The 14491-nt window shown below is 63.0% G+C and carries 13 protein-coding genes; 1 reads left to right on the top strand and 12 read right to left on the bottom strand.

What is annotated here, in order from left to right:
• Positions 1–4 precede the first annotated feature (4 nt).
• The 11 genes from JQ863_RS16375 to JQ863_RS16425 all read right to left on the bottom strand — a co-directional run bounded on the left by JQ863_RS16375 (position 5) and on the right by JQ863_RS16425 (position 13483).
• Positions 5–2458 (bottom strand): GcvT family protein, encoded by a 2454-nt coding sequence (locus tag JQ863_RS16375; RefSeq protein ID WP_204115404.1) that lies wholly within the window; start codon positions 2456–2458, stop codon positions 5–7.
• Positions 2451–3269 carry an isocitrate lyase/PEP mutase family protein gene (locus tag JQ863_RS16380; protein ID WP_204115405.1) on the bottom strand — a complete coding sequence of 273 codons (819 nt, stop codon included), beginning with the start codon at positions 3267–3269 and terminating at the stop codon, positions 2451–2453. Before JQ863_RS16380 ends, JQ863_RS16375 begins: the two co-directional genes overlap by 8 nt.
• A 139-nt stretch (positions 3270–3408) precedes the next feature.
• Positions 3409–4146, bottom strand: coding sequence for an SDR family oxidoreductase (locus JQ863_RS16385; RefSeq protein WP_204115406.1), 738 nt, complete (start codon positions 4144–4146; stop codon positions 3409–3411).
• Positions 4147–4209: 63 nt separating this feature from the next.
• On the bottom strand, positions 4210–5670 hold the full coding sequence (locus JQ863_RS16390) for an aldehyde dehydrogenase family protein (protein ID WP_204115407.1): 1461 nt from the start codon (positions 5668–5670) through the stop codon (positions 4210–4212).
• Positions 5663–7270 (bottom strand): ABC transporter ATP-binding protein, encoded by a 1608-nt coding sequence (locus tag JQ863_RS16395; protein ID WP_204115408.1) that lies wholly within the window; start codon positions 7268–7270, stop codon positions 5663–5665. The genes JQ863_RS16390 and JQ863_RS16395 overlap by 8 nt, the downstream gene beginning before the upstream one ends.
• A complete protein-coding gene (locus JQ863_RS16400; protein ID WP_204115409.1) occupies positions 7267–8085 on the bottom strand; it encodes an ABC transporter permease in 819 nt (272 codons plus the stop codon). The genes JQ863_RS16395 and JQ863_RS16400 overlap by 4 nt, the downstream gene beginning before the upstream one ends.
• A complete protein-coding gene (locus tag JQ863_RS16405; protein WP_204115410.1) occupies positions 8082–9029 on the bottom strand; it encodes an ABC transporter permease in 948 nt (315 codons plus the stop codon). Before JQ863_RS16405 ends, JQ863_RS16400 begins: the two co-directional genes overlap by 4 nt.
• A gap of 4 nt (positions 9030–9033) precedes the next feature.
• Positions 9034–9438: a (R)-mandelonitrile lyase gene (locus tag JQ863_RS16410; RefSeq protein WP_204115411.1), complete on the bottom strand. Its 405-nt coding sequence runs from the start codon at positions 9436–9438 to the stop codon at positions 9034–9036.
• Positions 9439–9464: 26 nt separating this feature from the next.
• Positions 9465–10541, bottom strand: coding sequence for a ligand-gated ion channel (locus JQ863_RS16415; RefSeq protein ID WP_204115412.1), 1077 nt, complete (start codon positions 10539–10541; stop codon positions 9465–9467).
• A gap of 63 nt (positions 10542–10604) precedes the next feature.
• Positions 10605–12092 carry an ABC transporter substrate-binding protein gene (locus JQ863_RS16420; protein ID WP_204115413.1) on the bottom strand — a complete coding sequence of 496 codons (1488 nt, stop codon included), beginning with the start codon at positions 12090–12092 and terminating at the stop codon, positions 10605–10607.
• 80 nt (positions 12093–12172) lie between these two features.
• Positions 12173–13483: an acetylornithine deacetylase/succinyl-diaminopimelate desuccinylase family protein gene (locus JQ863_RS16425; RefSeq protein ID WP_239113506.1), complete on the bottom strand. Its 1311-nt coding sequence runs from the start codon at positions 13481–13483 to the stop codon at positions 12173–12175.
• 179 nt (positions 13484–13662) lie between these two features.
• On the opposite strand from JQ863_RS16425, the gene JQ863_RS16430 reads away from it, so the two are divergent.
• Positions 13663–14202 (top strand): PAS and helix-turn-helix domain-containing protein, encoded by a 540-nt coding sequence (locus JQ863_RS16430; RefSeq protein ID WP_204115414.1) that lies wholly within the window; start codon positions 13663–13665, stop codon positions 14200–14202.
• A gap of 2 nt (positions 14203–14204) precedes the next feature.
• Here the strand turns inward: JQ863_RS16430 and JQ863_RS16435 are convergent, their stop codons facing one another.
• A complete protein-coding gene (locus tag JQ863_RS16435; RefSeq protein ID WP_204115415.1) occupies positions 14205–14459 on the bottom strand; it encodes a hypothetical protein in 255 nt (84 codons plus the stop codon).
• Positions 14460–14491: the final 32 nt, after the last annotated feature.

The raw sequence follows: 14491 nt of genomic DNA on the forward strand, positions 1-14491 counted from the left end.
GAGACTAGGCCCGCATATTGGCCCCGTTCGCATCATAAATCGGCGCACCCAGAACGGTTGCGTCATACATGGTGCCAAGGATTTCCACCTGCAATCGGGTGCCGGGTGCGGCGTGGTCTGCGGAAACATAGCCCATCGCCATCGACCGCCCGACATGGTGTGCGTACCCGCCCGAGGACACGTAGCCCACAGCCGCGCCATCCTTCAGGATTGCCTCGTCGCCCGAGACGTCGATGCCGTCGACGTCGATCGTCATGGTGACCAGCCTGCGGGCTGGGCCAGCGTCTCGCGCGGCCAGCGTCGCCGCCTTGCCGACGAACTCTTTCTTCCAGTTGATGAAGGCATCCAGCCCGCTTTCCACGGCATCGAAATCAGGGCGGAAATCCAGCGTCCATACGCCCCAGCCCTTTTCCAGCCGCATCGACATCAACGCCCGCGCGCCATACCAACGATAGCCCAGATCGGCCCCGGCATCCTCAATCGCCTCGGCCAGTCGCAACAGGTAGTGCGGACGGCAATAGATCTCATACCCCAGCTCGCCCGAGAAACTGATCCGGTTCAGGATCACCGGCACCCCGCCAACAAAGGTCTGGCGGACATCGCGGAAGGGCATGGCTGAGGCGCTGACATCGTCGCGGGTGATACGCGACAGCAGGTCACGTGACTTCGGGCCGGACAAGGAAATCCCGTGCCAGTCGTCGCTGACATTGGCATAGGTCACGTCCTCGGGCAGGTCCTTTTCAAACCAGCGGCGATGCGCGTCCTGCATCGCGCCCGAGCCGAAGATCATAAAGTGGTCTTCCGCCAGACACGCCACGGTCAGGTCGCCGTAAAGCCGCCCCTTCGGGGTCAGCATTGGCGTCAGGGTCAGCCGCCCTGGTTTCGGCACATATCCCGCAAGCACCCGGTCAAGATAGGCCCGCGCGCCCGGTCCCTTGAATTCATGTTTGGCGAAATTGGCGATCTCGATCCCGCCAACCGCCTCGCGTACGGCATTGACCTCGGCGGCGACATAGTCGTGGCTGCGATTACGTTCGAAAGTCGGGTCTTCCCACGCATCGTCGGGGCCATCGGCGAACCACAGCGCATGTTCCAGCCCGAACCCCTGTCCCATACGTGCGCCTCTTGCGACCAGCCGGTCATAGAGCGCGGTGGTCTTCTGCAACCGGCCCTTGGGCAGGGTTTCATTCGGGAAGGTCATCACGAAGCGGCGCTCGTAATTCTCGGTCGATTTCACCGTGCCCCAGTCCGGTGTGGCCCAGTCGCCGAACCGCGCGACGTCCATCGCCCAGACATCAATCGAGGGTTCGCCGTCGATCATCCATTCCGCCATGGTCAGGCCGACACCGCCCCCCTGACAGAACCCGGCCATGACGCCCACCGCGACCCAATAGTTCTTCATCCCCGGCACCGGGCCAATCATCGGGTTTCCGTCGGGGCCAAAGGTGAAGGGGCCGTTGATCGCGTCCTTGATGCCGACATCGGCCAGCGCAGGGATGCGTTCGAACCCCAGTTCCAGCCGGTCGGCGATGCGGTCGAGGTCGGGTTGGAGCAACTCGTGCCCGAAATCCCAAGGCGTGCCGTTTACCTTCCAAGGCGTGCCTTTGGGTTCATAGGTGCCCAGCAACATGCCCTGCCGTTCCTGCCGGAAATAGATATTGGCCTCGTAGTCGATACCGCAGGGCAGGCGGGTGGGGTGATCGGCGATGGCGTCGATCTTTTCGGTGATCAGGTAGTGATGTTCCATCGGCTGCACCGGCAGGTTGACGCCCTGCATATGCCCGACCTCGCGCGCCCAGAGCCCGCCGCAGTTGACGATGATCTCGGCGTTGATCTGGCCCTTCGGCGTGGTCACGTCCCATGATCCATCCGTGCGCTGGGTGGTGGCGGTGACAGGCGTATGGGTGAAATACTGCGCCCCATGCACGCGCGCGGACTTGGCAAAGGCATAGGTCGCGCCAGATGGGTCAAGGTCGCCGTCCTGATCGTCCCACAGCGCGGCGAGATAGTGTTTCGGGTCAATCAGCGGGTGCCGCTCGGCGACCTCTTTCGGACTGATGAACTCCTGATGCAGCCCCATGTAACGCGCCTTGGACCGTTCGCGTTTCAGGTAGTCATACCAGGTCTTGTTCGAGGCGAGGTAGAAACCGCCGGTCATGTGCAGCCCGACCGAGTGGCCGCTGGTTTCCTCGATCTCCTTGTAAAGGTCGATGGTATACCCTTGCAGGCGGCTGATATTGGGGTCGGAACTGATCGTGTGGATCTGGCCCGCCGCGTGCCAGCTTGAGCCGGACGTCAGTTCGTCCCGTTCCAGCAGTACCACGTCTTTCCAGCCGAACTTTGCAAGGTGAAACAGGATCGAGCAGCCGACAACGCCGCCACCGATCACGACGACCTTGGCGTGGCTAGGCAGGGGTTTGGGGCTGCGGGGCTGGGTGTCGGTCTGGATCTCAGGCATCAGGTCTGCTGCCGGATTTCAGATATTGATCGACCTCTGCCCCCGGCGCGGCGGACAGCATGTCGGAAAAATCGCCATCTTCCAACACGTGCCGCGCGGCGTTGATCAGCGTAGCTTGTGCGACACGGGCAAAGCCACCCCCGATCGAGATGCGGGCGACGCCCATCTCGGCGAACTGGGCGCGCGAGATTTTGGCATAAGGCCCCACCGCCAGCGCATTCACGGGTTTCGAGGTGCTGGCGCAGATGCGTTTCAGGTCATCGACAGTCTTGGGCAAGGGGGCAAACAGGCAATCCGCCCCGGCCGCGTCGAAGGCGGTCAGGCGGCGCAGGGCTTCGTCGATGTCATAAGCCCCGGTCAGGATGCCATCGGTGCGGGCAACCAGCACGAAATCATTGGGCAGGGCGCGGGCAGCTGCCGAGGCCGCCCGGATGCGTTCCACCGCAAGGTCAAAATCATAGGCCCCAGTGCCGGGCATGTCCGTGTCCTCGATCGAACATCCGGCAAGTCCGATTTCTGCCGCCATGCGGACGGTCTCGGCGACGGTGTCAGGGTCGGCGCCATAGCCGTTTTCGAAATCGCCCGAGACCGGCAGCGGGGTTGCCGCGACGATGTCCTGCGCATGTGCCATGGCCTCGTCCCGGGTGACATGGCCCATGTCCGGTCTGCCCAACGTGAAGGCATGGCCGGATGAGGTGGTTCCGATGGCCTCTGCCCCGAGCGCTGCCAGCACCTTGGCGCTGCCCGCGTCCCATGCGTTGGCAAGAACGAAGGGATCACCGGGTTTGTGCAGGTCGCGGAATGAGGTCATGTCGAAACCTTCTCATTGTCGCCGCAGGGCGTTGCCGTGGGGCGGTTGGATTTGAAATTCCTTTGGCATCAGGATAGCGCGGGGGCAAATCCACGTTGCTTGCTCTTTCCGACACCCGCTGTCGTATCCGCACCCTGGATCAGATACAGCGCCCGCCGTCGACCTCCATGCAGACGCCAGTGATCATCGCCGCCTCGTCCGAGCAGAGGAAACAGGCGGCATTGCCCATGTCCTCGGGCTGGGAAAACCGGCCCAGCGGGATGGTCGCAAGGAACTTGGCGCGGACTTCCGGCGTGTCCTCACCCATGAAGGATTTGAGCAGCGGGGTCTCGCCAGCGACGGGGTTGATCGCATTCACGCGGATGCCAAAGGGGGCAAGTTCCACCGCCATGGTGCGGGTCGCCGTGTTCATCCAGCCCTTCGAGGCATTGTACCAGTTGAGGTTCGGCCGGGGGCTGACCCCGGCGGTCGAGGCGACGTTGAGGATCGCGCCCGACCCGTCAGATTTCATCTGCGGCACCAACGCGCGCGAGATCAGGTAGACCGACTTGCAGTTGACGTTGAACACCCGGTCGAAATCGCCTTCCGAGATCGTGTCCAGCGGCCCCGGGAGATGGGTGACGCCTGCGTTGTTGACCATGATGTCGACCCGTCCCCACAGGTCATTGGCGGCCCCGACCATTGCCGCCACGGACGCGCCATCGCTGACATCGACCTGTTGCGCAACACCGCCCTGACGGGCCAGCTCGGTTGCCGCGTCGCCATTGATGTCGGCGATCATGACCTCGGCCCCTTCGTCGAGGAATTTCCTGACGATGCCCGCGCCAAAGCCCGATGCCCCGCCGGTGACGATGGCGGTTTTGCCTGAAAGTCTCATGGGTGTCTCCTTGTTGTTGGCCGGGGACGCCTCCGGCGGGAGTATTTGGACAAGAAAGAATCGTCAGCCGTGGAAGGCGGCGACGGTCTTGAGTTGCGAGAAATGAAAGAGGGCCTCGAACCCTTTTTCGCGGCCATGGCCAGATTTTCCGGTGCCGCCGAAGGGCAGTTCCACCCCGCCGCCCGCGCCATAGTTGTTGAGGAAGACCTGCCCGGCATGCAGCGCCTTGGCCAGCCGCATTTGCCGGGCGCCATCGCGCGACCAGACAGAGGCGACAAGCCCGTAATCGGTGCCATTGGCAATGGCCAGCGCCTCGTCCTCGGTGTCGAAGGGAATAAGGACCTGAACAGGGCCGAAGATTTCGTCCTGCGCCAGTGCGTGGCTGGCGGGAACATCTGCAAAAAGCGTCGGCGCGACATAGGCGCCTTGGGCCGGGGCGTTCGAAATGACCTCACCCGTGGCGGCGGTTTCAAGGTCGCGGCCCTTGTCGATGAAACCCCGCACGATTGCCTGCTGGCGGGTCGAGATCAGCGGGCCGAGTTCGAGATCGTCCATCGCGGGGCCGGCACGGAGGGAGCCATAGGCCGTGGCCATACGCGCGCGCACCTCGTCATAGACCGGGCGCTGGACAAGGATGCGGGAGGACGCCGAGCAGGTCTGTCCGGCGTTCTGGATACCTGCGTTCACGAGGAAGGGCAGGGCGGCATCGAGATCGGCGTCGGCAAAGACCAGTTGCGGAGATTTGCCGCCCAGTTCCAGCGTGACGGGCACGACGTTTTCCGCCGCCGCCGACTGGATCAGGCTGCCGGTGGCGACCGATCCGGTGAAGGAAATATGCTGAATTCCGGGGTGCTCGGCCAGGGCCGCGCCAGCCTCGGCCCCCAGCCCCGGCACCACGTTCAGCGCGCCTTCGGGCAGGCCCGCTTTCAATGCCAGATCGGCGAAGGCGAGCGCGGTCAGGCAGGCCTCTTCCGCCGGTTTCAGCACGCAGGCATTGCCCATCGCCAGCGCCGCACCGACCGAGCGGCCAATGATCTGCATCGGGTAGTTCCATGGCACGATATGGGCGGTGACACCGAAGGGTTCGCGCAGCGTGTAGACCGTGTAGCCGTCGAGATAGGGGATGGTTTCCCCCATGACCTTGTCCGCCGCGCCGCCATAGAATTCCATGTATCGCGCCAGTGCGATCACGTCGGCGCGGGCCTGTTTCAGAGGCTTGCCGACGTCTGCGGCTTCGATCCTGGCGAGGGTTTCGGTATGGTCCAGAACCAGTTGGCCAAGCCGTGTCAGGATGCGGCCCCGGTCGGCGGCGGTGGTCCGGCCCCATGCGTCCGCGCGGGCGGAATGGGCAGCGGCGACGGCGGCATCCATATCCGGCCTGGTGCCGCGCGCAATGCCGCAGATCGATGACCCGTCGGAGGGGTTCACAAGGTCAATCGTGTCGCCGGAAGCGGGGGCGCGCCACGCGCCGCCGATCAGGATTTGCGACGGGTCGAACCATAAATCCTGACGCGGATCAGACATGGGCATTCTCTTTCAAGTGGCTGATATCGGGCAGCACCGGGGCCGCCGCGATCAGGGTTTTCGTATAAGCGTGCTGCGGGTTGGCAAAGACATCCTCGGTCACGCCCTGTTCGACGATCTGGCCCGACTTCATCACCAGAACCCGGTCGGTGATGCTGCGCACCACGGAAAGGTCGTGACTGATGAACAGGTAGGACAGGCTGTGTTTGCGGCTTAGATCGGCGATCAGGTCGAGGATCTGGGCGCGGATCGACACGTCCAGTGCCGAGACCGCCTCGTCGAAGATGATCAGTTCCGGGTTGATGATCAGAGCGCGCGCGATGGCGATGCGCTGGCGCTGGCCGCCCGAGAACTCGTGGATGTACTTGTCGGCGTCAGCGGCGGTCAGCCCGACATCGGTCAGCGCCTGCGCAATGCGTGCGTCGCGGTCGGCGCCGCTGGGCGGGTTGGGCAGAAGGTGGAAGGGTTCGGTGATGATCCGGGCGACCTTGTGGCGGGGGTTGAAGCTGCCATAGGGGTCCTGGAAGACCACTTGCAGGCCCGACCGAAGGGCGGGGTTCATCGCCGGGCTGACCGGTTTGCCAAAGGCGGTGATCGATCCGCCTTGCAGCCCCTCAAGACCCAGGATGGCGCGGGTCAGGGTGGATTTGCCACAGCCGGATTCGCCAACCAGACCAACCCGTTCGCCGTGGTGGATGGTAAAGCTGACGTCGTTCACCGCGCGGTGAAACTGGCGCGGGGCGAACAGACGGGTGCGGGGCAGGGCATAGTCCCGCACCGCGCCAGTGACCTGAAGGACCGGGTCGGGGCCGTCGGGCAGGGCGGGCAAATCGACCTGGTGGCCCGATGCCTCGAACAGGGCGCGGGTATAGGGGTGTTTCATGTCGCGGAACAACGCGCGGGTTTCGCCTTGCTCGACGACCTCGCCATGGCGCATCACGACGATGCGATCGGCCATGTCAGAGACCACGGCCAGGTCATGGGTGATCATCATCAGCCCCATGCCAAACTCGCTGACCAGCTCTTTCAGCAGGTCGAGGATCTGCGCTTGCGTGGTCACATCCAGTGCCGTTGTCGGTTCGTCCGCGATCAACAGTTTCGGGCGCTGGGCGATGGCCAGGGCGATCACGACGCGCTGGCGCTGGCCGCCTGACAATTCATGCGGATAGCGCGACAGCGGGAAACGGTCGGCGGGCAGGCCGACGCGGGCCAGCATGTCGGCGGCCTGTTGCATGGCCTCGGCCTTGGGGGTGTCGGAATGGATCAGGATCGTCTCAGCCACCTGCGCGCCGATGGTCTTCACCGGGTTGAGGGCGGTCATCGGTTCCTGGAAGACCATACCGACCTCATTGCCCCGGAGGGTGCAAAGCGTGTCTTCGTCGAGCGACAGAAGATCCCGCCCCGCCAGCTGGACGGCACCGGAAAGATGCGCGGCATCAGGCAGAAGCTGCATCACCGCCATCGCCGTCATCGATTTGCCCGAGCCGCTTTCGCCGGTGATGGCGACGATTTCGCCCTTGTCGATGGACAGGCTTACATCCTTCAGGATCCGGGCGGATCCGATCGACAGGTCAAGGTTCTGGATTTCAAGCAGGCTCATGTCCGCGCCACCCGAATGCGAGGGTCAAGATAGTCCCGCAGCCCATCGCCCAGAAGGTTCAGTCCAAGGACCGAGATCACGATGGCAAGGCCGGGAACAAGGGCGAGGTGGGGGGCGAAGCTGACCATGGTCTGGCTGTCGGCCAGCATCCGGCCCCAGCTGGGCACCGGCGGTTGCGCGCCAAGCCCGACATAGGACAGCCCGGCCTCGGCCAGAATGCCAAGCGAAAACTGGATCGTGCCCTGCACGATCAAGAGGTTCATGACATTGGGCAGGATATGCTCAAGACTGATCCGCGCCGCGCCCTTGCCCGAAACACGGGCGGCCAGGATGAACTCGCGCTCCCACAGGGACAGGGCCGCGCCACGGGTGATGCGGGCAAAGACGGGGATGTTGAAGATGCCGATGGCGATAATCGCGTTGGTGGCGCCAGCTCCGAAAACGGCGGTGATCAGGATGGCAATGACAAGGGCGGGGAAGGCAAAGACAAGGTCGTTACCGCGCATGATGATCTCGTCCGTCCAACCACCCTTGCGGGCTGCCGCCCAAAGGCCCAGCGGCACGCCAAGCCCCATGCCGATCCCGACCGCCACCAGCGCCACTGCCAGAGAGGTGCGCGCGCCGATCATGATCATCGACAGGATGTCGCGCCCGAAATGGTCGGTGCCGAAGGGATGCGTCAGGCTTGGGGTTTGCAGCTTGTTGGGAATGTCCATCTGGGTGATGTCGTAGGGCGTCCAGATGAATGAGATCAGGGCCGTTGCAACGACCACCACGCACAGGACTGCGCCAAGGATCAGGCTTCGGGATCTCATGTGCGGCTCCTGAGGCGGGGGTCGACGGCGGCATAGGCCAGATCGACAAGGAAGTTCACGAGGATCACAGAGAACACCAGCAACATCACCACGCTTTCGACAACGATCAGATCGCGCGCGGAAATAGCCTGAAAGATAAGACGCCCAAGACCGGGCAGGAAGAACACCTGTTCGATGATGATCCCCCCCGCCAGAAGGAACGAGAATTGCAGCCCGATGATGGTCAGGACCGGGATCAGCGCATTGCGCAGCCCGTGCCGCCACAAGGCTTGCCTGCGGGTCAGACCCTTGGCGCGGGCGGTGCGCATGAAATCTTCGCCCAGGATGTCCAAGAGGGACGAGCGCATGACGCGCGCCAGGATTGCCGATTGTGGCAGGGCCAATGAGATCGCGGGCAGGGTCAGCGCCTTCATCGACAGCCAGAACCCCTTGTCCCAGCCGGGAAACCCGCCGGCCGAGAACCAGCGCAGATTGATTGCGAAGATCAGGACCAGCATCATGGCAAACCAGAAGTTGGGCACCGCGATCCCAAGCTGGGTTGCGCCCATGACCGCGACGTCTCCGCCTTTGCCCCGGCGCGACGCGGCATAGATACCGGCGGGGAACGCGATCAGCGTCGACAGGGTCAGCGCATAAATCGCCAGTGGCAGGGAGATCCACATCCGGTCGGCGATCATCTGGGCGACCGGCGTGCGATAGGTGTAGGAGGTGCCGAAATCACCGCTCAACATACCGGTCACCCAGGCGACATAGCGCTGGGGTTTGGACATATCGAGCCCCAGTTCCGCACGCAGCGCCGCCACCGTGTCAGGTTGGGCGTTGATGCCAAGCATGAAGGAGGCCGGATCGCCGGGGGCGACCTCGATCACGGCGAAGATCACCAGCGAGGCGACGGCCAGGCTGATGACCAGCGACAAAAGACGTTTCAGGGAATATCGCAGCATGTTGTCAGGCGGGCGGAGTCAGGTAATCGGTTTCAGTGACATGTTCCAGCCAGTCGGCGCCATTTCCATCGCGCACTTCCTGCACGGCGAGATGTTCCATCGCGCTGTCCGGCGCGGCACCGTGCCAGTGCTCTTCTCCGGGATCGATCCAGACGGTGTCGCCGGTGGCGATCACCCGTGGCGCCTGATTGCGCAACGCCACCAGACCCGTGCCTGAGAGAACATGAAGCAATTGCCCGACCGGGTGGGTGTGCCATGCGGTGCGCGCACCCGGCTCAAACGACACCCGTGCCGCAAAGACCGAGGCGGGCGGGCGGCTTTCGGTCAGAAGATGCAGGGAAACATTGCCGGTGAAATAGCTGGCGGGACCCTTGCGATGGGCATGGTCCGGGGCGGCGATGATCTCCATGGCGGAACTCCTTTGTCAGTCCGGCGTTACAGCAGGGGGGCGCCGATCGGTTTGAGAAACCGCGCAACGGCGTAGCCGACGATGGCGATATACCCCAACGGATAGATCCAGCGGATTGCATAGCTGTCCAGCGATGCGGCAAGGGGCGCGCGCCCCTTGTATTGCAGATGCGCCAGAAAGATGTTGAAGACGATGATCGCGCCGGTCACCACGAACATCCATTGCAGGATGAAATCGAGGAAGGTCAGATAGCCAAGGCGCGGCAGGTCGGCGGAAATCATCCAGTTGAAGCCGACAAAGACAAGCAGGTTCGCACCCGCGACCTCGGAGCGTTTGCGGTAGTCATCAAGGAAGAAGGCCGACCAGCTGACCGTGATCAGGATCAGCATCGGCAGGAAGATGCGGGTCAGGTAATACTGCGTGTGGCGGTGGCCTTCGAAGGCAAGCGCGATCTTGGCGCTGGGGTGGCCGGTGAACCCTTCAATGGTCGAGATCTCCATCCGGTCGTTTTCAAGTATCCATTCCTCTTCCCCCAGAAGCCCCCCCAGCCCGGACCAGTCGTCCGCGGCGACGTATTTTATAAAAGGCTCTGGCGCGACCGAAACGACCTCGAAGTAAAACGTCTGGCGGTCGAACGGGTATTTGGTGAAATCGAAATAGGGCGCTTGCAGGGTCAGCGACGACTTGTCGACGTAGAACGCCGTTCCGTCGGGCAGAAGCGTGATCTTGGACTGGTGAACCCAGCGGTTCGATTGCTGGTTTCGTATCTCGAAAGACGGCAGCACGGCACCGCGTTCGCGGGCATAGTCGCGGAATTCGTCGACACGCAGAATGCGGAACACGTCGCGGTTTCCGGCCGGGGCGTCATAGGAAAGCGCAGGGTCGGTCCATTTGAAACGCAAAAGCGCGACGACCCCAAAGTTTTCCGCCTTCTGATCGACGCCGGTGATTTGCTGAATCTCGATCCCGACCGCGACCTCAAGCGGCTTCGCGGGCACTTCAAGCGGCTGGAACGCCTCGATTTCCTCCAGCGTTGCGTTTGCATGCGCAACGGCGGGAAGAAACGCGGTCAGAAAGACAGCCAGTCGAAGGAAGGATCGCATTCAGGATACCAGAGCAATAGGGGATCCGGGGGCATTTTCTGCCCCCGGCGTTTTGTCGGGATGTCAGTCCGCCCAGCTCATCGCGGCCAGATCGGTCGCGGCGGTCGGGGCGTTTTTCCAAAGCCCCTGCACGCCCGCCTTGGCGATGGTCGGGGTGGCCAGCTGGAACAGGTAGCCGTTGACATAATCTTCCGAGATCATGGTCTGCAGGCTGGCCAGCTGCTCGGACCGTTTCGCCGCGTCGGTGGTGCGGTTCAGCTCGGCGTAAAGCTCCTGGAAGGCCGGGTTGTCATACTGGAAGTAATAGTCGGGACGGGCATAGATGCCGATGTCAAAGGGTTCGGTATGGCTGACGATGGTCAGGCCATAGTCCTTGCCCCGGAACACCTGTTCCAGCCATTGCGCCCATTCCAGGTTCGAGATTTCGGTCTCGATCCCCACGGCGCGCAGCTGGGCGGCGATGATCTCGCCACCACGACGGGCGTAGGAGGGGGGCGGCAGTTTCAGGGTTGTCTTGAATCCGTCCGGGAAGCCTGCTTCGGCCAGCAGTTTCTTGGACATTTCAGGATCATAGGCCGAGTTACCGGTCAGATCGACATAATCGGGGTGATGCGGTGCGAAATGGGTGCCGATTGGCGTGCCCATGCCGAACATGGCACCGTCGATGATGGCCTGACGGTCGATCGCATGCGCAATTGCGGCGCGGACCTTGACGTTATCCAGAGGTGCCATCTTGTTGTTGGTGGACAGGATGGTCTCGCCCTCGGTCGCGACATTCAGCACCTGGAAGCGCGGATCGGCCTCGAATTGCGGCACATTCTCGGGGGCCGGGTAGCCGGTGAAGACGTCGATATCCTCGGCCATCATCGCGGCAAAGGCGGCAGTCGGGTCCGAGATGAACTTGAAGGTCGCGTTCTGGATCGCAGGGGCCGCGCCCCAGTAATCCGGGTTTGCCGTCAGCTCGATCTTGTCGCCCTGCACCCAGTTGGTGAAAGTGTAAGGCCCGGTGCCGACGGGGTTCGTGGTGATCGTTTCGATCGACTCCGGCGCGACGATGACCGCATCGCCCCACGCGAGGTTGAACAGCATCGAGCCGTTCGGCTCGCTGAGCGTGATCCTGACCGTGGTCGGGTCCACCACGTCGACGCTGGCAATCGAGGCGAACAGCGCCTTTTGCGCGTTGGTGCTGTCTTCGGCCCGCGCGCGGTCGAGGCTGAACTTGACGTCTTCGGCGTCCATCGCGGTGCCATCGTGGAAGGTGACGCCGTCATTCAGCATGAACGTATAGGTCAGGCCGTCCTCGGAGATGTTCCAGGATTTCGCCAGCGCCGGCGCAATCGAGCCGTCGTCCATGAAGCGGGTCAGCCCTTCGAAGATATTGGCGTAGACCACCGAATCGATGGCCTGTGCCGCCGCCGAGGTTGGGTCGAGGTGGGGTGGTTCAAGCTGCATTGCCACGGTGATCTCCGTGCCCGCTGCCTGTGCCGCTCCGATCCCGGCCGTGATCGCCAGTGCGCTGGCCAGTGCCAGCCGTGAGACGTGGAATGTCATGGTTTTTTCTCCCTGGTGTTCTGTCCGTCTGTGCGGTTTTGGGTCTTCAAGGTCTTGTTTCGTTGCCTTTTCCGGCACTCTTATCCGTCCTGCATCCCGGGCAGCAGAAGCTGCGCCAGCGCGTGCGCCATCACTTTGGCGCTGTCCAGCATGTCGGTAACCCCAATATACTCGTCCGGCTTATGCGCCAGTTCAAGAATGCCCGGTCCATAGGCTATACAGTTCTTCAACCGGCCGATCCGATCAATATGTTTCTGATCGTAAGTGCCCGGAGAGGCGACATAATCCGGTTCCTTGCCGAAAATCTCGCGGATCGAGCGGTCGACGGTTGTCACAACGGGCGCGGCGCGGTCTGTCATCGAGGGGGCGACATGGTTGATCTCGCGCATCTCGAAGCGGAAATTCTCGCGGGATTCGGCGAGGTCCCTGAGGATCGCCTCGACCTCGCCCGAGACCTGGGCATGATTTTCCTCGGCCAGGTAGCGGCGGTCAATCACGATGCGGCACGAGTCGGGCACGCAATGGGCGGGCAGGCCGGTATAGTCGGCGGGCTGCTCGGGCTGGCCGCCGTGGATCGAGTTGATGTTCATCGTCGAGGAACGCGCCCCTTCGGGCACAACCGGCATGTCGGTGTGACGGGCGGCCATGGCGGGGAAAAGATCGGTTTCGAACTTGCCCAGCACCGCGCCCATATGCCGGACTGCGCAATCGCCGAGGAAGGGCATCGACCCATGGGCGATCTCGCCGAAGGTTTCGATCTCGGCCCACCAGCCGCCCCGGTGTCCCAGGCAAATGCGGTCCTTGTTCAGGGGTTCGGGGATGATCACATGCTGGACCCGTTTCGGGTCGAACCAGCCCTTTTCGGCAAGATAGGCCACCCCGCCATAGCCGCCGGATTCCTCGTCCGCCGTGCCAGAGATTTCGATGGCGCCGTGAAATTCGGGGAATTCCTCGACGAAGGCTTCGGCAGCGATGATCGACGCCGCCAGCCCGCCTTTCATGTCACAGGCACCCCGACCATAGATCAGGTCGTCCACCAATTCACCGCCGAACGGGTCGCGGGTCCAGCCGGCGCCGACCTCGACAACGTCGGTGTGGCTGTTGAAATGCACGCAGTCGCCGAGTTCAGTGCCGTCGCGGCGGGCCACGATGTTCCAGCGGGGGTATTTGTCGCTGTCGCCGGGGGCTCCGGTGGCGCGGACCAGTTCGGTCTGGAACCCATGTGCCGAGAGGCGGCGATCGAGATAGTCGCAGATGTCGCGATAGCAGTCGCCCGGCGGGTTCAGGGTGGGGATGCGGATCAGGTCCTGTGTCAACGCGATCAGGTCGTCCCGCTTGCCGTCGATCCGGGTAAGGAGTGACTCGATCATTGCGTCCGTCTGGAGTGTCATGGGCGGCCTCGTGGTTTTTTGCTCGCGCCCGGCTTTCCATCCCCATCACCAGACATCGCCGGCGGGAGCCTCCGGCGGAGGTATTTGGGGCAAGAGGAAGGGGCGCGAGCTTACCCCCTATCCTGCGCGGGCGCTTCTACGGTATCAATACCGTAGGATTACGGTTTGGGAGTCACGGGATGGACCTGTTGGAACTGGCATTCGATGAGGCGCCGGTCGGCATCGTTTTGACCGAGAATCGAGTGATCCGTGCCTGCAACAGGACGTTTGCGGCGATGCTGGGCTACGACCGGGCGGCGCTGGTGGGACAGTCTTTTCGGATGCTTTACGGATCAAACGAGGAGTTCGCCCGCATCCGTGACATCGGACTGGAGCCGCTGCGCCGGGACGGGGTCTATTCCGACGAGCGCATGATGCGCACCGCGACCGGTGCGACGATCTGGTGCCGGTTCCGCGCGCATTCATTGACGCCGGACGATCCGCTGGCGCGTATCGTGATGAGTTTCGCGCGTGTATCGGATACGCCCCGGCCCGGTCTGACCCCACGTGAGCGGCAGGTTCTGGGTGGTCTGGGGCGCGGTCAGACGTCGAAAGAGATTGCCCGTGACCTGGGGCTGAGTCCGCGCACGATCGAGGACGTGCGGGCGCGTCTGCTCAAGCGGTTCAAGGTCAGGAACGCCGCCGAGCTTCTGGCGCGGATGACCGACCTTGGGCAGTAGGGTCAGGTATCCCGGACCTCGTCCAGCAGCCAGTTGCCGCGATCGATCTGTTCGCGCACCACTTTGAGCTTTGCGGCCAAACGGTCGCGCTTGTCGGGTTTGGTGGCGGAGTCGAGTTCCGACAAGAGCTTTTCTTCCCTGTGGAGGAGGCGGCGGATGACCTCTTCGACATGCGCGGGTTTGATCCGGTCGACTTCATCCCGGTCAAGGCGGGCATAATAGCGGTCCAGCTTTTCGGTGTTCTTCTTCAGACCCATGATTTGGCCGCCTTGTTGATTTGCGCGCGCGT

Origin of the sequence: Shimia biformata (assembly GCF_016888515.1) — a bacterium.
Classification (GTDB): Bacteria; Pseudomonadota; Alphaproteobacteria; order Rhodobacterales; family Rhodobacteraceae; genus Shimia_A; species Shimia_A biformata.